We start from the raw sequence: 18227 nt of genomic DNA on the forward strand, positions 1-18227 counted from the left end.
CCCCTGCCGACCAGGGCTTTCGCATCTTTAGCGGTCCGGCGCGCCAGATCACCTGCCGCATCCTCGCCTCCACCCTGGCCGCGCTGCCCGACACTACCGGCGACCTGACGCTGGTCGGCGACCTGCTCGCCACGCCGCCCGGCGCCGACCGCTTCTTCGTCGCCGACCTGGAATTCACCATCCTGAGGGGTCCAACTGCATGAACACCATGCCCATCAATTTTGCTGGCCCTCCGGGGCCGGGGCTGACCGCCGAGCAGCAGGCGCTGGTCGATCAGGCCATCGCCGTCGGCGAGGCTGTCCCCAACATCACCACCACTTCGGGCGAAAAACTGCCACTCACCTCCGCGCTCAATGGGACCGATGGTGGCGCCGTCCCGATTATCGTGGGCGGCCGGGTCGTTGGCTATAGCATCCCGATCGGCCAGAGCGGAGCGGCCGCCTACACGCTGCCGCGCATTCCCTTTTCCCGCGCGCAGGCGCAGCGGCTGAAGGGCTGCACCATCCGCATCCCCTATGTGATGTGGGCGACGGAGGGCTTTCTGGCCACGACGCCATTTGGCGGCAATGCAGTGCGGGTCGATTGGCAGGACGGCACGTTCGACGGCAATCTGGGCGTCGCGATGCCCGCGCAGCAGACCGGCACCCGGCTGACCCGCGACTATATCTATGTCATGACAGGCGAAGAGGCCTGGGTGGGCGGCACGCTCCAGATCGCGCCGAACAGCCCGACCGACGCCGTGCGGTCGTTTCGCGTTGAAAGCGGCGTCTATGAGGTGATCGCCACGCCGGATGGCACGGCGGCGACGGGCGCGGACGCGGTGCTGGACAACCGGCTGGGCGATCTGGAGCCGAACGTCGATATTTTCCGCGCGGTTGCGCCCAATCTGTCCATGGCGGGCGGCGCGCAGGTCATCATCGCCGAAGATGGTCGCGAAATGGGCCTGTCGCTGGCGATCGGGCAAACGGGCGAGGACAGCATCCTGCAATGGACGCTGAAGCTGACGGGCGCGCTGCGCGCGGCGCTGGCCCGATCGCAGCCCCGGTTGACGCTGGAGTTTGTGACCCATGCCGGTTGGGACCGGGCGCACACTTTGAACATGCAGGCGCGCAAGACGAACCTGAGCCTGGACAACGACATCACGACGGCAAATGTCGATAATTATCAGACGATCGATCGCACGACCGGACAGCCGACGCGGCGGGTGATGGCCTTTACCTTCGCCCTGCCCGCCGACCTGTCGGACTATGACGATCTGCGCGCCTATATCCGGCTGACCGACACGACCCCGGCGAGCGTGGCCGAAAGCATCGCGCTGACCGGCTATCATCTGGACATATACCGCACTGCCGGCGATGCGCGGCCGCCGGTGTCCAGCACTTCGACGCTGGGCGATGAGGTCGCGCGCGCAGCGGCGGTTGACCAGGCGGTGGCGACCATTGCCGGGACGGGGCAGCGGGTCGGCGCGATGCTGCGGGCTTCGGATTTCGGCAGCATTGCCGAGGCGCTGGTATCGGCGTCGGCGAAGGCGAGCCCCGGCGCGATGGCCGTGGTCGATCTGGAGGCGCGGACCTATTATGAGCGCAACCTGGGCAAGATCACGACCGGCGCTGATGGTGTCCTGCCCGGCCAGGATGGTGCGAATATCATCCTGCGCGGCAAGGGCATGGGTCGGACGATCATTGACGGATCGCTGCCCGCAAACACGGACATGGCTATCATCCAGGCCACCAGCGCACTCGATTTCAACGGCAGCCAATATCTCGAGAAGCTGACTACCCGCGTCAAAAACGTGCGTTATGGCGCGCATATCGACAGCGTCCGGTTCAAGAATAATATCCATCTGCTCTGGCGCGAGGTCGAGATCGAGCATCTGGGCAATGATGAGGCGGACGCCTATTGGGGCCAGTCGGTCTGGTTGTCACAGCACGCTTATGCGCTGGGCGTCACGTCGGGGAGTTATTTCGGCTTCTATGACTGTCGGGGGAAAGGCCGTCGCGCTGCTTTTTCCGCGCATGACCAATATGATACGGTTACAGGCAAGGGCTTCGATGATCCGGCGACCGTCGAGTGGGTCGGCGGCGACCTGACGGCGGTAGACGCTGCCGGCTGGAGCTATCGCCTGGAAAGCATCGGTTCGATGGTCATGAACCGCGCTCTGCTGGCCGACGCGCCGCTGGGCGGCGAAATCAGCATGGCGGCGCAGCCCTGGCTGCCCACCGCGCTGGACCAGCAGCCGGCGGATCATCGCTGCTGGGAACTGACAGGCAGCGGCAACACGCCTGCCGTTTTTCGCATTCAGGATTTCGGCCGTGCGCTGCGGATCAAATCGCTAACGACCGGCACGGGGTCGCGTATTCGCGTCAGCGGCAGCCTGGTCCCCGTCCTGTTTGGCAAGACGGGCACCGATGGCGTCACTTATGTCGATGGCGATGTCGGCCTGGCCGGCAGCGCGCATGGCTGGGCCGATATTCAGGACACGGTCGGCGTCGGTCCCGCTTCCGACCTGTTCATCACCTCCTTGAAAGCGCGGCTCGGCAATCGCACGTCCGCCCCGCTGGCCATGACGGTGGAGGCCGATGCCCTGCCGCCAGTAAACATCACCCTGAACGCGGACTATTCCGCGATGACCAATGCGCAGATCCGGGCCGTCCTCAGTGCGCCGCTGGCGGGCATTGCGGAAGTGTCGGAATATGCCATCGGGGAACGCTATCGCCCGTTTATCTCCGACGAGGAACGGAGCCTCCAGAACACGTCCGGCACCATGATCCTCATGGGCATGGCGCTTGCGGTGGACGCGAACGGCGCGCGCACGGTTCGGCCCATGACCTCGGCCGATCCGGTCAGCAGTTTTGCCGGTGTCGCATGGCAAGACATCCGCCCCGGCGCGCATGGTCGGGTCAAGAGCGGGGGTTGGTTGCCGACCACGGATCTGTTGCGCAGCGACGGCGGAAGCCCGGCGCTGGACAGCTATTTCGCGATCGATCCCGCAAAGCCGGGCTATGTCCTGTCCGGCAAGAGCAGCGGCATCCTGCGCGTGGTGCGCGGGTCGCTTGGTGCGGGGTTGTGGACGGTTGCTGTCGAGACGGATCAGGCGGTAGCGCAAAAGGCGGTGGAGGGCGAAGCACTGGCGCGCACGCAGTCCGATACCGCCGGATATGCAACGCCCCGCGTCATGCCGGCGCACATGAGCGGCGGCATGATGGTGCTGGCCGAAGACGCCAACGGCGCCTTCTTTTATGCGGACCCTGTCACCGGCAAGGTCAGCCTTCACAATCTGGTGCTGGACGGCGGCGAAGGGTTGATTGCCAACGGCAGCATTCCCCTGGTCCGCGCCATCGCCGGTCAGCCACTGATGTCGTTCGACCTGTTCGACCGGCGCGTGATCGCCGAATATGGCGAGGTGCTGGGCCGCCCCGGCAGTGTGGATTTCGATTTTCTGCGCGTCACGGAATGGGATGAAGCCGGGCAGCCGCTGGCCGGATATGAGCCGGGGCAGCGCGTCCGCCTGCATCCCCGCGTGCTGGACGGCCTCACCATTCAGGGCGACGCCAACAAGGTGCCGCAGCTGTGGGCGGTGGTGGACAGCCCGAACGGCCCCACCCGCATGAAGCGGCAGATTACCTACAGCCAGCATGGCGTGACGGGCTATCAGGTCATCCAGCGCCCCGATGGCCCGACGCCGGGCCTGATCCGCATCAGCAGCAACGACGGCGATCCGATCCGCGACCGGCACAAGGTGCGGCACGCGCATTGGCATGTGGGCGAACCGGCGACCGCCGCGCCCACCAAGATCGTCTATGTCGTCGTGATCGGCCAATCGAACAGCATTGGCGCGGGCAATTACGGGCCGAACCCGACCGGGGTAAAGGGTCCGCAGACCATCCGCACCGCGATGCCGATCCGCAACGCGGCTTTCACGTCGCGGCTGCTCACCTGGAATGGCGGCACCATCCCCTATCAAGGCAATCTTGATGGTGACGCCCTGGTGGGCGGGGTCGAATCCAGCACGATACCGATCGATCCGGCGCGAATCGCCAGCCTCGTCCCCATGTGCGAGGGCCTGGGGCAGGCGGGTGCTGATGCGATCGGGGGCTGGACCCGCGAGAGCTTCATCACCGCGCTGGCGACCCACCTCAACGGTCCGAATGGCTATGACGGATCGGTCTATGTGGCGAGCGCCAGTTTCGGTTTCGGCTCGCGGAGTTTCGCCCAGCTGATCCATGACGGCACGAACCGGATGCAGCCCTGGCTCAATGCGCTCGCGTCCATCGACAACGCCAAGGCCATTGCCACCGCCAAGTCGCTGACGCTGGAGGTCCATGTGCTGATCGACCAGGGCGAGGCCGACTGGAGCAATGCCAGCTACCGCAGCCAGGTCGAGGCCACATGGGCGATCATGAAGGGCGACATCACATCGCGCACGGCCCAGGCCGCCGCCCCGCAGCTTTTCTATCACCAGACCATCCAGGCGCGCGGCAACTTTCAGGAGCCGGCCTATTCCGGCCTCGCCCAGGTCGAACTGGCGCGCAACAATGCCGACATCCATATCCTGCCGCCGCATTATTTCACCGACTTCGACACCGACACCATCCATTACAAGGCGCCCGAAGAGACCTGGCGCGGCGCTCTGTCGGGCGAAGCGATGGCCGACTGGCTGATCCGCGGCGAAACCGCCGCGCTGATGATGCAGTCGGCCACATGGGCCGGCACGAAGATGACCGTCACGATGAACCATCCGGTCACCCGCGACGCGGAGACGATCAGCCTCACCAGCGGCAATGGCGGCCTGTCGCACAGCAACGGCGCCGGAACCACCGTCACCCTGTCCACCGCGCTGATCGACCAGGCGAACCCGACGCGGATCGTCGCCACCATGTCGGCAGCGATCCCCGCTGGCGCGGTCGAAACGGCGCGCTTGGGCTATGGCAACCAGGCCGTCGCCAATCCGCCTTCGCAAGGCTTCGACGGCGGTCAGCGCACAGTGTTCAAGCGATCGGACTGGCGCCGTTACAGCCTGATCGACGGACGCCCGCTCGACATCTTCGCCACCATCCAGACACTCGCCGCCACTGAGGAGGTTTAATCATGGCCGTTTCCGCCATCACTCGCGTTCCCTTTGCCATGCCGAACATGCCGGCACGGCCGACCTACAGCATGACGGATCGCGACCGTCGCCTGCTGTCCTATGATGCGCTCAAGGTCTGGCTGAAACCGGCGGACGGCAATGTCCGGCGATCCGGCAAGGCGCTGCGCGTCGCGGGCCGCAAGGGCTATATGGGCTTCGCGAGCGACGACGCGATCATCGTCGGCAACGGCATGACGGGCGATGCCAAGCCGGTCATCAAATTCCCCGGCGGCACGACAACCGCGCCGGAACTGCCATTGCATGTCCAGGGCTTCATGCTGGACCCAACCAAGGGCTATTTCTTCGCCGCCGTCATTAAATGGGGTGCGGGGGTGGCACTGACCGGCACGCCCTACACCTTCTTCGCCGCAGGCGTCGATACCAGTGACATCGACGTTCAGTTCTACATGCTGAACAACGCGCTCTGCCTCACGCACGGCAATGTCGCTGCTCAGCAAACGTCCAGCGTCGGGTTCGCGGCGAGCGGCTGCTATCTTGTGTGGGCGAGCTACGACCCGGCGACCAAGACGCCGATGGTCGGTATGAATAGCGTGCTGCCACGCAGCTGGTCGACGGCGAACGTGCTGGAGCCTGCGGGGTCGGGGCGACAGGTCGCGATCGGCGGCAAGTTCAACGTGGCGGGCGTTGCCGGCACGCAGATGTTCCTGGGCGACATGGCTGAAATATTCATCTGCGATGAGCAGATGGTGACGGCCGACAAGGACATTCTGCGCGCCGATCTGCTCGCCGACATCGCCAGCGATTATGGCGCCGACTTCACGCTGGCCTGATCGTCATGACCACACAACAGGGAGCATCGGCGATGTCGCCATGGGTTGAGGCGGCCGTCGCCAAATATGCCTGGATATGGATTGGCCTGACTTTCGGCCTGGCGGCGAAATATGCGCTGTTGATCAAGAAGGGTGTGAAGATCAGGGGGTATCTGCTGCTGGCGGATATCCTGCTGCTGCCGATGGTCGCGCTGATCGCCTACTGGCTGGTCGGCCAGTTCGGGATGAGCGGCGAAGCGGCGGCGCTGGTGACGGCGGCGGCGACTGTCGGCGCCGATCGCGTCGTCAAGCTCTACACCGATCGCTTCATGCGTCAGGTGGAGGCCATCACCCTGCGCGACGTGTCACGCGACGTGATGGAGAGCAGGGGCGAACTGCGCAACGCGGTCCAGACCGAACTCAGCGCCAAGCGGCTGGCGGCTCAGGAAGAATAGGGTCGGCACAGGGCTGAGGCATCGGGGCGCCTTCGGGCGCCCTTTTTCATGGCCGCATAGGCCGGGAGACATATCCATGAACCAACTTGACTTGCAGAAGCGGCTGGCAGCGCTCGGCTTTTATCGCGGCCCGCTCGACGGGCTGTTCGGCGGTGCGAGCAAGGCGGCGCTGCTCGCCGTCATGACCGCCGGGCCGGACTATCCCATCACGGCGATGGACATCGCGCAGGCGGCGGAGATGCTGCGCGTCGAGGCGGCGAAGATCTGGGCGGTCTATGATGTGGAGGCGACCGGCGACGCCTTTATCGACGGTCGTCCGACGATCCTGTTCGAACCGCACCGGTTCAGCCGATCGACCGGCCATCGCTACGACCAGAGCCACCCCAATCTGTCTTCGCGCGTCTGGAACCGCGCGCTTTATCCGCGCGGTCAGGGTGGCCGGTGGGAGCAGTTGCTGGCGGCGGTGGCGCTGGACGTCGACGCGGGCTTCATGTCGGCCAGCTATGGCGCTTTCCAGGTGCTGGGCGAAAATTTTGCCGTATGCGGCGCGCCCGACCCATGGTCCTTCGCCTGGCGGCAGGCGCAGACCGAGGGCGACCAGCTGGAGGCGTTCGTGCGCTTCGTGGAGGGTAACGGCCTGGCCGCGCCGTTGCGCCGGGGCAACTGGGCGGCCTTCGCCAAGTGCTATAACGGAACCGCTTTCAAAGAAAATTCCTACGATACGAAACTGGCGTCGGCCTATGCGCGGAGGGCGAAATGAACGACGTCACGCAAACCCAACTGGTCGCCGCGGTGCGGCAGATCGCGCTGGTCGCCGGCGGCTTCGCGGTCGGCAAGGGCTGGCTCGACAATGACACGGCAACCGCCATCACGACGATCGCCGTGATCCTGGTCCCGTTCGTGTGGGGGCAGATGAAGACCCGCACTTTGGCGAAAAAGTGATGAGCGACGAAAATCATTCGACGCGGATGCCGCGCGTTCTTCCCATTGTGGCGATCTTTTTCCTGACCGGCTGCGCGACCGTGAAGGACTATGCCTCATGCGACAATGCGCAGGTCGCCGTCAGGCTGGCCCAGCGGCTTGCGGACAGGGTCTGCCCGATCGCGCCCTAGCCCAGCCATTCTGCATGACGCCAGTCATTGAGAGTCGAGTCCAGCCTTTATCAGACGGCGGATTGCTTCAGGGCGCGAAGGTTGGTCCGGCTGTTCGATGATCCAGGCGTCAACAGCGGCAAGATCATCTGGTTGGAGACGCACCATGACAGGCGTGCCGACCCCGGTTTTAGGTCGACCGCCGAGGTTCTTGGTATCACGGGTTGACGCTGACATGGGTTGTTGATACCAGAAAGGCAGAGCGGCGCAAGGCTGGAACCCTCGCGCCGCTCCTAACCATCGACACGGAGTTGCCCCATGTCTCAGGCTGTTGCTGCCCCTAGCACGGGCGAACCCATCGTTACAGGCGGTAAGTCCGCCAATTCTACCGAAAAGTCAGCGGGAAAATGCGCGTCGCAATCCCCTTCGCGCCGGGGATCGGCGTCATGAGCGCGGGTTGCGGCCGGATCGCCTGGGATGAAGCGTATCATGAATATCGGCGGCGGAAATTGCTGTGCGACGCCTGGTATGATCTTGGCCCGATGGACTGGGCCAATGAGGCAGAGGCCATGGCGAGGTTGCACCGGGACAGCGAGCCGACGGCCTACAGGCGTGCGGTCGAAGCGTATCGCGCGCTGGAGGATGAGTCCGAGTGTTATTATGGGCCGCCGCGCGATGCGGCGTTGGGCCTGATGCGGATGCCCGCGCCCGATCTGGACGCGGTGGCGGTCAAGATGGTGGTGCACAAGGACCATCTGGAAGGGACGGCGCACCACGCACTGGCATGGTCCTGCATCCTTGCCGATTTGGAAAGGCTGAAGGCATGAGCGCTCTGGTACAGGTGCGGGGCGAGACGGTGCTGGCGAGCAGCCTGGACGTCGCGCGGTCATTCGACAAACGGCACGATCATGTGATGCGGACGATCAAAGATTTGATTGCGAAGCGCAGCGACCTTTCCCCCAATTTTGGGGAAATGGTCCATCAGATCGAAATCGGCAGTGGTGCGAAGCGCAGTGCTCGGTATTACGAAATGGATCGCAAAGGTTTCACGCTGCTGGCGATGGGTTTCACCGGGCCGAAGGCGCTGGAGTGGAAGATAGCCTATATCGACGCGTTCGACCGGATGGAGGCGGCGCTGCGCGCGGCGGCGAATGACGATGGGGCGGATGACGAAATTGCCGACGAGTCGCCAGTGTTCGCGCAGGTTCGAGGCGACGATCTGGACCGGAAGCTGAGCCTGGCCCGCGAAATCCGGCTGGCCTATGGGCGTCATGCGGTGCGGCGGATGTGGAACAGCATCGGCCTGCCCCCGGTCGAGGATGATGAGCCGGTGCTGATCGGCGCGTCGGGCGACCTGGCCCCGCATGAGTTGGTCCAGTGGATGAACGAACGGACCGAGCGCGCGCCGGGCCACAGGGTCGGCACGCTGGAACTGCATCGCGATTATCAGCGCTGGGCGCTGGAGACTGGGCGTGAAGGAATGACGGAAGCCGCCTTCGGCCGAGGCATGGTGCGCGCGGGCTACCCATCGCGGCGGTCCAACACGACCTATCGCGTCGGGCTGCGGCTGCTTGCGGACCGGGTCTGCCCGATCGCGCCCTAGCCCAGCCACGCCCAGATCGCGCGCCCAGCATTGTAGCAGCCCAGGCCGATACCGGCGATCATGGCGCCACCGATCAGGGTGGCCTCGATCAAGGCCAGGGCGCGTTTCATCGTTGGTCCGGCAGATGATCCGCCAGGCTGTTGGCCCAGCCATGCTCACCCTCTTCCTGTAGGGCCTGAACCAGATCCCATATCTCCATCGGATGCATCGGCACCCCGGCGGCGATTTGCTTCATGATGGCGTTATACTGCCTGGTAAGGTCATGGTGATCGGGGAGCATGGCCAATGTTCGCTTAATGTTCGCGAGTCGGTCAAGGCATTATGGTTTACGCGCACAGCCCAAGCTATTGGAATTGCTCAACGCAAATTCTGAGCGCTTTACAGCAAATGTGGCGGAAATGCTGGGTTATGCAGAGCTTGGAAGGCTAGTGCTCTACCATTGAGCTATACCCGCCCGGCAGAGGAGCGCCCTGCCATCATCGCGGGGGATTCGTCAACCGGGATTGCGCTGCGCGGGCCGAAGATCGCCCTTAACCCGGCCGGCCATTTCCTCTATCACCGCGCCATGAGCAGCCCTTCCCTGCGCCAGTTGGACATATTTGCGCAGATGGTGGCGGCGGGCGACGCGGCGCGTTGCGCGGACACTCTGGGCATTGCGCCGGAAGAGGTGCTGCGCGACATGGCCGCGCTGGAGCTGCGCCTGGGCTATCGGCTGTTCGACGATCCGGCGGGCGAGGCGCGGCTGACGCCGGCCGGCCGCAAGACGGCGCAGGCGATGACATTGCTCACTCAGGATGCGCCGCTGGAGGCGGAACGGGAGGCGCAGCCGCCCCCCTCTCCCGCTCCGACCGCGCCGCTGCGCGACACCATCATCCTGGCCGCGCCCGCGCCGGTCTTCGGCCATTTCCAGGATGCGCTCGCCGCGTTCGAAGCGGCGAATGAGGACATAGCGATCGCGCTGGACCTGCACGTCCATAACGTGCGCGATGCGGCCGAGGCGCTGGCGGCCGGGCGGGCCGACATCGCCTATTTCTACGCGCTGGAGGAACCGGCCGGCCTGCAGTCACGCTATGGCTGGTCCGAGCCGCTCAGCCTTTATGCCGGCAGCGGCCATGTGCTGGCGCGGGCCGATGCGGTCAGCCGGGACATGCTGGCGATCACGCCGCTGCTGGCGATGGAGCCGCAGAACGGGGTGCGGGGCATTGTCGATGCCGCCCTGACGCGGGGCCGGTTGCCGTTCGCGGCGCCCGAAATGGAAAGCGACAATATGTTGGAGATCGTCGCGGCACTGCGCGACGGCGCGGGATGTTTCGCGGCCTTCGGCCCGTTGGCGCGGGATCTGGGCCGGATGAGCGGCATCCGGCGACTGGCGCTGGAAATCCCCCTGCCGGCGGTCGAAATCCGCCAGGCGGTGGGGCCGCACGCTGCGGCAAAGCCTGCGGTCGAAGCGCTGGCCGAGTTTCTCTTCCTCTGACCATGACCGATTTTTAATGTCGCGCCGCAGCAAATACGCGACGAACGCACTTGATATGGTGTATCATCGCAGATACAGGGTCACATCCAGACCAAAATTAAAAGGGTTGATCTCCATGTCCCGCATTTCGATGCTGCGCGCCGGCTGCGCTTTGCCGCTACTGTGCCTTGCCGTCCCCGCCTTTGCCCAGAACGCCCCGGTTCCCGCCGACGATGCCGATCAGGGCGGCTATCATGACCAACGGTCGGACATTGTGGTCACGGCGCTGATCCCGCGTCGGCAGGGCGATATTTTGTCCGGCACCAGCGTCATCACCGGCGACCAGTTGACCCGCGAACTGCGCCCCAGCATCGGCGAAACGCTCGCGCGTCAGCCGGGCGTGTCCGCCACCTCCTTCGGTCCCAGCGCCTCACGCCCCATTTTGCGCGGTTTCCAGGGTGAGCGCGTGCGCATCCTGACCGACGGCATCGGCAGCTTCGACGTGTCCAACACCTCGGTCGATCATGCCGTGGCGATCAACCCGCTGACGGCTGACCGCATCGAAATCCTGCGCGGCCCTTCCGCCCTGCTCTATGGCTCATCGGCCCTGGGCGGCGTGGTCAACGTGCTCGACAGCCGCATCCCGCGCCGCGTTCCCGACGAGCCGATCCATATCGACGCGCTCGGCACCTATGGCAGCGCCGCCAATGAACGCAGCGGGGCGGGCGAGGTGGAAGTGCCCTTGGCCGACAAATTCGTCGTCCATCTCGACGGCACCTACAGCAAGACCGGCGACCTCGACACCGGCAACTATATCCTGACGCCGGAACTGCGGGCGCAGGCGGCGGCGAGCGACAGCGAAGAGATTCGCGATCTCGCCACGCTCAAGGGCAAGCTGCCCAACAGCGCCGGGCGGATGTGGGAAGTGGCGGGCGGCGCCGCCTTCATCGACGATGGCGGCAATCTGGGCGTATCCTTCGCCCATACCGACAATTTCTATGGCGTGCCGATCCGCTATTCGCTCGACCCGGATGGCGAGGCGGAACAGGTGCGGCTGCACATGAAGCAGGACCGCGTCGACCTGCGCGGCGAAGTCGCGGTCAATGGCGGCTTCCTTGACAGCATCCGCCTGCGCGCGGGCTTTGCCGATTACCAGCATCAGGAAATCGAGGATACGGGCGAGGTAGGCACGACCTTCTATAACAAGTCGATGGAAAGCCGGCTGGAGTTCGTCCAGGCCAAGCGGGGCGGCTGGGACGGCGCGTTCGGTGCGCAATTCTTCACCCGCCGCTTCTATGTCGTGGGCGAAGAGAAATTCCTGCCCAAGAATGAAACCGACCAGATCGGCATCTTCACCCTGCAATCGCTCGATCTGGGCAATACCCGGCTGGAAGCGGGCGGGCGCTTTGAACATACCGACCTGAAGGCCGACGCCGACGAGGGCCTGTTCTTCGATGGCCGCCGCCGCAGCTTCGACGCGCTGTCCGGCTCGCTGGGCATCAGCCAGGCGATCGTGCCGGGCTGGCGTCTGGGGCTCAACCTGTCGCGCAGCGAACGTGCGCCCTCCGCCGAGGAATTGTTCGCGCGCGGCAATCACGCCGGCACTCAGGCGTTCGAACTGGGCAATCCCGATTTCGGCAAGGAAAAAAGCTGGGGCGTGGAAGGGACGCTGCGCGGTTCGGGCGAAGGCTACAGCATCAGCCTGGCCGCCTATCACAACTGGTTCAGCGGCTATATCTATGAAAGCGTCGCCGACGACAGTGTGTGCCAGGCGGTCAATGGCGGCGAGGAACTGGAATTCCCCTGCTATGCCTTCAGCCAGGCCGATGCGCGCTATTACGGGTTCGAGGCGGAAGGCTCCGTCACGCTGGCCAAGCTGGGCGAGACCAAGATCAATCTCGATGGCGTCGCCGACTATGTCCATGCGACGATCAAGGGCGACGGCCCGGCGCCACGCATTCCCGCGATGCGCCTGCTGGGCGGGCTGGAAGCGCAGGGCGGGCGGCTGTCCGGTCGCGCCGAGGTCGAGCATGTGTTCGACCAGGACCGCGTGACCGATTTCGAGACCCCGACCGACGGCTATACGATGGTCAACGCCTCCATTTCGTTCAAGCCGCTGCCGGGCAACGACCGCACCACGCTGATGCTGTCGGCCAATAATATCTTCGACGTGGAAGCCCGGCGCCATGCCAGCTTCCTCAAGGATTACGCCCCCTTGTCGGGTCGGGACATCCGTGTGACGGCGCGTTTCTCGCTTTAATCACATATCCGGGCCGGGGCTTCATCCGCTCCGGCCCGGATGCGGAGGCAAGCCATGAGGGCGCGGTCGGTTGCCCGCCGCGCCCTTCCTCCCCTGGCCTTTCTCGATCAGGCCACGCGGCCGAGCCGGTGGTAGAGATTGGCATATTTGACCGATTCCGGCTGGTCCTGAACCTCGCGCAGATAATGGGCGATGGCGGTGCGGATCAGGCCGAAATCCTCCTGGCTGAAGACCGCGCGGGACCGGGTGGGCTGGCGGTCGATCTGCGGCTGTTCGATGGCGTCGGTAGTCATCATCCTGGTCCTTCCTTTGCGCCCGTCGGGCTGATGGACACCGAAATAGACAGATGCGCGCGCCGCGCCAGACCGATGAGTGGCCGCAAGTCATAATCAGGTCTGGTAAATCTGTCAATTTATGACATTATGTCCATATGGCAGAGCTGACCGACCGCAAACTCTATCTGGGGCCAAAACTCCGCGTCCTGCGGCGCGAACTGGGCGTCAACCAGACGCAGATGGCGGAGGAGCTGGGCATATCGCCCAGCTATCTGAACCATCTGGAGCGCAATCAACGGCCGCTGACCGCGCAGATGCTGCTGCGCCTCGCCAATACCTATGACATCGACATTCGCGATTTCACCGCCCCGTCCTCCGACGGTGGCCCGCGCGAACTGGGCGAAATCCTGTCGGACGCCCTGGTCCGCGACATCGGCATCACCCGCGACGAGGTGATGGAAGTCGTGGAAAATTATCCCGGCGTCAGCGAAGCGGTGGCGCGATTCTATCGCGCACTTACCGACCTGCGCCGTGTGCCGGGGGAAGTGCTTGCGGGCGGCGGCGCGGATCGGCCGCCACTGGTCGCGCCGGTCGACTGGCTGCGCGAGATGATCGCCCGGGCCGGCAATCATTTCGCCGAGATCGACGCCTGCGCCGAGACGATCGCGGCCGCGCTGCCCGATGACCCCGCCCTGCTCCAGGCGGCCCTGCGCGCGCGGTTGAAGGACCGGCATGGCATGAACGTGCAGGTGGTGCGCAGCGACATCGTGGCGGACGCTCTGCGTCACTACGACATGCATCGCCGCCGCCTGATGCTCAGCGAGCGGCTGCCCGCGTCGGGCCGCCTGTTCGCCATCGCCTATCATGTCTGTGCGCAGGAACTGGCCGAAGCCATCGCCGCGCAGGTGACGAGGGCCGCACCGCCCGACGAAGACAGCCGCCGCCTCGCCACCATCGCGCTCACCAACTATGCCGCCGCCGCGCTGGTCATGCCCTATGACCGGTTCCGCCAGGCGGCCGAACAGTGCCGGCACGACCTCCCCCTGCTCTGCGACCGCTTCGGCGTCTCGACCGAACAGCTCGCCCACCGGCTCACCAGCCTCAACCGGACCGGCGCGCGCGGCATCCCCTTCTTCATGGCGAAGATCGACCGGGCCGGCGTCCTTGCCAAGCGGTTCGACGGCGAAGCCTGGCCCTTCGCGCGCTACGGCGGCACCTGCCCGCGCTGGGACGCGCATGGCGACCATGCGCCGGGCGCGGTCACGCCGCAGTTGATCGAGACATTGGAGGGCAGGTATTTCCTGACGCTGGCGATCGGCCTGCCGCGCGGCGCGAGCGACGCCCGGGGCCGGTCCGTGATCGCGCTGGGTTGCGAGGCGAAACATGCCGCCCGCATCGTCCATGCCGATGGACTGGACCCTGACCGGGGCGCGGTGACGCAGGTCGGCCCGACCTGCCCGCTGTGCGAGCGGCGTGCCTGTCCCGACCGCGCCCTGCCCCCGGTCACCCGCGCGCTGGACCTGCACAGCTACGAACGCACCGCCGCGCCCTTTCCCTTCCGGCGGGTGTAGGCGGCGGCTGTTTTCTGGGGGCTAGCGTGGTGAGAACGCCATTCCCACCTTTGCGCGCCTCCGCTCGAGATGCCAGCCTGCGCTGGCATGACGTTGAATATATTTGATTAGCCGGCAGCGACCAAAATCAGGCTGTTCCCGACCCGATTGACCTTTGCCCACAGCGGACATTACATCTCGGGGATCCTTTCGGTCGCAAGGCTATCCCGCGTGCAAAATATTTTGTTTGTTTGTAGCCAGGACCGCCTTCGCAGCCCGACTGCGGAGCAGGTTTTTTCCCAGCGTCCAGACCTCGAAGTCGCGTCGGCAGGCACAAATAATGATGCGGAGAACCCTATAACATCGGAATTGATCAAGTGGGCGGACGTGATCGTAGTCATGGAAAAGATGCACCGTACCAAGGTCCAGAAACGCTTCCGCTCTTCGCTAAATAGCAAACGGTTGATCTGTCTCGACATAGCAGACAACTTCGCGTTCATGGACCCGGCGCTGGTAGCATTGTTGGAAAAACGGCTCGCACCACATCTGCCTACCGGCTAATATCGACCAACTATCGCCGTTCAGGGATCGCAGAGAAAGCCCCGCGACCGGACGTGACCACCGTCGCATAATGAGCCATTATATTCGGTATGGATAAGACGACCGATCAAATCGTAATTGAAGTCGAACAGGCTTTTCCAGCCCAACGACCTGCATTTTTTATCCTTTGGTAAACAGCGTTCAAGGCGATGAGCCCTACGATGTTGCGCGCGATTTCGAGACTAAAGCTGATTGGACGGCTCTCGAATCCAAATGGGTAGACTCTTCTCCGGGCGGGTTTGGTTCGGCGCTGTGCTTCCTCTCTGATGAGGCGGCGTGTTTCTATATTCCCGCCTACATAGTAGCAGATTTGCGAGGAGAATTGGATTTGATTGATCCGGTTTACTTTCTGACCAATGGAATCGGGCAGCCATATGATCGAGCATCCACGGATTGGGGAAGATACACGAAGCGAAGATGGAAATTTCTGACAGCGCCACAGGCACTGGCTGTTGTCCATTACCTTGAATGGTGTGTTGCCAAAGATACCCTTGGCATAACTAACGGTATCCCGGAGGCATTAGCTGGATTTTGGTATGGCCACGCCAGCAGGCCTTAAAGTCTGCTATGTCCATAAGTCGCACGGAAAGCGGACCGTCGCCTTTCCACCCCGCGCCGCCATTGCCAACTATCGGGTTGGGCCGGACCGCCGATGAGCAGCCCGTCCGGTTTCGAGCGGGAAAGCTGCCGGTCGCAAATCGACCAGAATTTGCCATTCAGTTGTGATAATGCGCAACCCTAAAACCAGACGCTCATTCGGACGGCAACTCGTAGGCCGAACGATCAAATCAGGTCGTTAGCTGCCTTCGATTTTCCTGCGTCGATCGCGGAACCAAGCTACCGACAGGAAAATTGCAGCTATGCCACCAATGGCGGCAGAGCCATAAAAAATGGCCCGCCATTCAAAGGCTATGCCAACAAATGCGGCTGCGAAATGTGCTCCGGCGGAGGCATACAAGATACGCTCGGCAATCTTCATGAGCACATCATGGCAATAATTCTCAATGTCGCAAAGGGGCGATCTTTGCCGAATGATTTTCCACCGCGCAGCGTCGGCTATCGCCGGTCATCTCTCCAAAAGCTGACCTACTGAAAACCACCCTTTTTGCTACCCCGCCATCCAAGGCGCACAGCCTGCCGACCAACAAAAAAGGGCCGTCCCTTTCGAGACGGCCCCTTCTATCCTCTCCCCTTTAACAGGGATGATGTGCGTCAGGCGATTTATTCGGCCTTGGACTGGAGGTTGACGGCGGCATATTTGCCGCGGCGATCCACTTCCAGTTCGAAGTCCAGTCGATCGCCTTCGTTCAGGGCGGCCATACCCGCCCGTTCGACGGCGCTGATGTGCACGAAAGCGTCCGGCTGGCCGTCGTCGCGCTGAATGAAGCCGAAGCCCTTCATCGCGTTGAAGAACTTGACCGTGCCGCTGGCGCGCTCGCCGGTCAGCTGACGCTGCGGGCCACGCTCGGCGGCGCCGCCAAAGCCACCGGGGGCAGCGCCGGGACGCGGTTCGCGCGGCGCGCGATCCGTCACCGGCAGCGGTTCGCCGTCGATCACCAGATCAGTCGCCGACACCTTGCCACCACGATCGACCAGAGTGAAGCCGAGCGGCTGACCTTCGGCCAGGCCGGTCAGGCCGGCCTGTTCGACCGCGCTGATGTGCACGAACACGTCTTCGCCGCCATCGTCACGAACGATGAAGCCAAAGCCCTTCTGCCCGTTGAAGAATTTTACGACGCCCTTGCCTTCGCCGACGACCTGGGCAGGCATACCGCGACCACCGCCGCCGAAACCACCGCCGCCCGGAGCGCCGCCACCAAAGCCGCCGCGGCCACCACCGCCGCCGCCGCCGCCAAAGCCACCGCGGTCACCACCGCCGAAACCTCCACGATCACCGCCGAAGCCGCCGCCACCGCCGAAGCCGCCGCGATCACCGCCGAAACCACCACCGCCAAAGCCGCCGCGATTACCCTGATCGTAGAAATTGTCGTCGCCGAAACCGTCGCGCTTATCCTTGCCGCGCCCGCCGCGGCGACCTCTATCAAAACTCATGCCCTGTTAGTCACTTTCGCTTCGCCCCAAGACCAATCGGACAAACATGTCGGGCGAATGACATGCAGAATCCACCGCAAAGGCGGGTTTGGGAATCACTATATCAACTTTTCGGAGCAGCGCGAATGATTTTCATCACGCTGGACCCGTTTCGTTCCTTTTGCGCGAAATCCCTGAAATCGCCACGGTTCATCGTAGCGGCCCGCCGGTTTGCCGCAAGCCGTTCCCGATGCATCGGGTCGATTGCGGTGCGGACGGTTTGGCCATAGAGGGGATCGCATGACCGTCCATTTCCATGAAGAAGATCTGCCCGCCGGCGTGCTCGCCCCCGGCCCGATCGCCGTCGATACCGAAACCATGGGGCTGATCACCCCGCGCGACCGGCTGTGCGTCGTCCAGATCAGCGATGGGAAGGGCGACGAGCATCTGGTGCGCTTCAAGCCTGGCAGCGATTATGCCGCGCCCAACCTGAAAGCGGCGCTGGCCGATCCCGACCGGCTGAAACTCTATCATTTCGGCCGATTCGATCTCGCCGCGATCAAACATTATCTCGGCGTGGTGGCCGCGCCCGTCTATTGCACCAAAATCGCATCGCGCCTGATCCGCACCTATACCGACCGCCATGGCCTGAAAGAACTGGTGCGCGAATTGCTGGGCCAGGACATCAGCAAGCAGCAGCAGTCGAGCGACTGGGGCGGCCCCGTCCTGTCGGATGCGCAGAAGGATTATGCCGCGTCCGACGTGCGCTATCTGCACCAGTTGAAGGCCGAACTCGACAAGCGGCTGGTGCGCGAAGGCCGGATGGAACTGGCCCAGGCCTGTTTCGATTTCCTGCCCCACCGCGCCGACCTCGATCTGGCCGGCTGGCCGGAAATCGACATTTTCGCGCATATGTAACCGGGAGGCGCAATAACGCCATCATGTCCGTCCAGGCCGATCAGCAACGCGATGTGCGCCGTCAATGGGCGCGACCGGGCGGCAGCCATGACC

At 64.0% G+C, this 18227-nt stretch carries 18 protein-coding genes; 14 read left to right on the forward strand and 4 right to left on the reverse strand.

Features of this window, described 5'->3' with window-relative positions; translation table 11 throughout:
- The 9 genes from C100_RS48710 to C100_RS47645 all read left to right on the forward strand — a co-directional run.
- The coding region (locus C100_RS48710) for a hypothetical protein (protein ID WP_037531416.1) at positions 1–203 on the forward strand (203 nt) is incomplete at its 5' end.
- Complete coding sequence (locus C100_RS46040) at positions 200–5086, forward strand: hypothetical protein (RefSeq protein WP_024021955.1); 4887 nt, start codon at positions 200–202, stop codon at positions 5084–5086. The genes C100_RS48710 and C100_RS46040, both read left to right, overlap by 4 nt.
- A 2-nt stretch (positions 5087–5088) precedes the next feature.
- Positions 5089–5919 (forward strand): hypothetical protein, encoded by an 831-nt coding sequence (locus C100_RS46045; protein ID WP_024021956.1) that lies wholly within the window; start codon positions 5089–5091, stop codon positions 5917–5919.
- Between the two features lie 32 nt (positions 5920–5951).
- Entirely contained in the window at positions 5952–6353 is a 402-nt protein-coding gene (locus tag C100_RS46050; RefSeq protein ID WP_024021957.1) for a hypothetical protein, read from the forward strand.
- A 76-nt stretch (positions 6354–6429) separates the two neighbouring features.
- On the forward strand, positions 6430–7113 hold the full coding sequence (locus C100_RS46055) for an N-acetylmuramidase domain-containing protein (RefSeq protein ID WP_024021958.1): 684 nt from the start codon (positions 6430–6432) through the stop codon (positions 7111–7113).
- Positions 7110–7295: a Pam3-gp28 family putative phage holin gene (locus C100_RS46060; RefSeq protein WP_024021959.1), complete on the forward strand. Its 186-nt coding sequence runs from the start codon at positions 7110–7112 to the stop codon at positions 7293–7295. Before C100_RS46055 ends, C100_RS46060 begins: the two co-directional genes overlap by 4 nt.
- Positions 7295–7465 (forward strand): hypothetical protein, encoded by a 171-nt coding sequence (locus C100_RS48715; protein WP_024021960.1) that lies wholly within the window; start codon positions 7295–7297, stop codon positions 7463–7465. Before C100_RS46060 ends, C100_RS48715 begins: the two co-directional genes overlap by 1 nt.
- Before the next feature lie 386 nt (positions 7466–7851).
- Positions 7852–8271, forward strand: a complete 420-nt coding sequence (locus tag C100_RS46065) for a hypothetical protein (protein ID WP_024021962.1) — start codon at positions 7852–7854, stop codon at positions 8269–8271.
- Positions 8268–9047: a Rha family transcriptional regulator gene (locus C100_RS47645; protein ID WP_024021963.1), complete on the forward strand. Its 780-nt coding sequence runs from the start codon at positions 8268–8270 to the stop codon at positions 9045–9047. Before C100_RS46065 ends, C100_RS47645 begins: the two co-directional genes overlap by 4 nt.
- 106 nt (positions 9048–9153) lie before the next feature.
- Here the strand turns inward: C100_RS47645 and C100_RS48720 are convergent, their stop codons facing one another.
- Positions 9154–9327, reverse strand: coding sequence for a hypothetical protein (locus C100_RS48720; RefSeq protein WP_024021965.1), 174 nt, complete (start codon positions 9325–9327; stop codon positions 9154–9156).
- A 285-nt stretch (positions 9328–9612) separates the two neighbouring features.
- Here C100_RS48720 and C100_RS46070 point away from each other — a divergent pair, with 285 nt between their 5' ends.
- Both C100_RS46070 and C100_RS46075 read left to right on the forward strand, forming a co-directional pair.
- Positions 9613–10521: a LysR family transcriptional regulator gene (locus tag C100_RS46070; protein ID WP_031310326.1), complete on the forward strand. Its 909-nt coding sequence runs from the start codon at positions 9613–9615 to the stop codon at positions 10519–10521.
- A gap of 115 nt (positions 10522–10636) precedes the next feature.
- Positions 10637–12760: a TonB-dependent receptor gene (locus C100_RS46075; RefSeq protein WP_024021967.1), complete on the forward strand. Its 2124-nt coding sequence runs from the start codon at positions 10637–10639 to the stop codon at positions 12758–12760.
- Between the two features lie 107 nt (positions 12761–12867).
- Here the strand turns inward: C100_RS46075 and C100_RS46080 are convergent, their stop codons facing one another.
- Positions 12868–13053: a hypothetical protein gene (locus tag C100_RS46080; protein WP_031310328.1), complete on the reverse strand. Its 186-nt coding sequence runs from the start codon at positions 13051–13053 to the stop codon at positions 12868–12870.
- 137 nt (positions 13054–13190) lie between these two features.
- Between C100_RS46080 and C100_RS46085 the strand changes: the two genes are divergently transcribed.
- The gene (locus tag C100_RS46085) at positions 13191–14606 is read left to right on the forward strand and encodes a helix-turn-helix domain-containing protein (RefSeq protein ID WP_024021969.1); all 1416 of its coding nucleotides are present in this window, start codon (positions 13191–13193) and stop codon (positions 14604–14606) included.
- A gap of 210 nt (positions 14607–14816) precedes the next feature.
- Positions 14817–15146: a low molecular weight protein tyrosine phosphatase family protein gene (locus tag C100_RS46090; protein ID WP_031310329.1), complete on the forward strand. Its 330-nt coding sequence runs from the start codon at positions 14817–14819 to the stop codon at positions 15144–15146.
- An 835-nt stretch (positions 15147–15981) separates the two neighbouring features.
- Here C100_RS46090 and C100_RS46095 read toward each other — a convergent pair.
- Positions 15982–16164: a hypothetical protein gene (locus tag C100_RS46095; protein WP_024021971.1), complete on the reverse strand. Its 183-nt coding sequence runs from the start codon at positions 16162–16164 to the stop codon at positions 15982–15984.
- 242 nt (positions 16165–16406) lie between these two features.
- The gene (locus C100_RS49400; RefSeq protein ID WP_031310331.1) at positions 16407–17237 is read right to left on the reverse strand and encodes a cold-shock protein; all 831 of its coding nucleotides are present in this window, start codon (positions 17235–17237) and stop codon (positions 16407–16409) included.
- 279 nt (positions 17238–17516) lie between these two features.
- Here C100_RS49400 and C100_RS46100 point away from each other — a divergent pair, with 279 nt between their 5' ends.
- The gene (locus C100_RS46100) at positions 17517–18134 is read left to right on the forward strand and encodes a ribonuclease D (protein ID WP_024021974.1); all 618 of its coding nucleotides are present in this window, start codon (positions 17517–17519) and stop codon (positions 18132–18134) included.
- The last annotated feature ends 93 nt before the right edge of the window (positions 18135–18227 follow it).

Origin of the sequence: Sphingobium sp. C100 (assembly GCF_000508185.1) — a bacterium.
Taxonomy (GTDB): Bacteria; Pseudomonadota; Alphaproteobacteria; order Sphingomonadales; family Sphingomonadaceae; genus Sphingobium.

Coding starts and splice junctions, on each gene's coding strand:
- C100_RS46100 (WP_024021974.1), top strand. CDS start 17,517: ATGACCGTCCATTTCCATGAAGAAGATCTGCCCGCCGGCGTGCTCGCC.
- C100_RS46060 (WP_024021959.1), top strand. CDS start 7,110: ATGAACGACGTCACGCAAACCCAACTGGTCGCCGCGGTGCGGCAGATC.
- C100_RS47645 (WP_024021963.1), top strand. CDS start 8,268: ATGAGCGCTCTGGTACAGGTGCGGGGCGAGACGGTGCTGGCGAGCAGC.
- C100_RS46065 (WP_024021962.1), top strand. CDS start 7,852: ATGCGCGTCGCAATCCCCTTCGCGCCGGGGATCGGCGTCATGAGCGCG.
- C100_RS46085 (WP_024021969.1), top strand. CDS start 13,191: ATGGCAGAGCTGACCGACCGCAAACTCTATCTGGGGCCAAAACTCCGC.
- C100_RS48715 (WP_024021960.1), top strand. CDS start 7,295: ATGAGCGACGAAAATCATTCGACGCGGATGCCGCGCGTTCTTCCCATT.
- C100_RS49400 (WP_031310331.1), bottom strand. CDS start 17,237: ATGAGTTTTGATAGAGGTCGCCGCGGCGGGCGCGGCAAGGATAAGCGC.
- C100_RS46040 (WP_024021955.1), top strand. CDS start 200: ATGAACACCATGCCCATCAATTTTGCTGGCCCTCCGGGGCCGGGGCTG.
- C100_RS48720 (WP_024021965.1), bottom strand. CDS start 9,327: ATGCTCCCCGATCACCATGACCTTACCAGGCAGTATAACGCCATCATG.
- C100_RS46080 (WP_031310328.1), bottom strand. CDS start 13,053: ATGACTACCGACGCCATCGAACAGCCGCAGATCGACCGCCAGCCCACC.
- C100_RS46075 (WP_024021967.1), top strand. CDS start 10,637: ATGTCCCGCATTTCGATGCTGCGCGCCGGCTGCGCTTTGCCGCTACTG.
- C100_RS46055 (WP_024021958.1), top strand. CDS start 6,430: ATGAACCAACTTGACTTGCAGAAGCGGCTGGCAGCGCTCGGCTTTTAT.
- C100_RS46045 (WP_024021956.1), top strand. CDS start 5,089: ATGGCCGTTTCCGCCATCACTCGCGTTCCCTTTGCCATGCCGAACATG.
- C100_RS46070 (WP_031310326.1), top strand. CDS start 9,613: ATGAGCAGCCCTTCCCTGCGCCAGTTGGACATATTTGCGCAGATGGTG.
- C100_RS46050 (WP_024021957.1), top strand. CDS start 5,952: ATGTCGCCATGGGTTGAGGCGGCCGTCGCCAAATATGCCTGGATATGG.
- C100_RS46095 (WP_024021971.1), bottom strand. CDS start 16,164: ATGAAGATTGCCGAGCGTATCTTGTATGCCTCCGCCGGAGCACATTTC.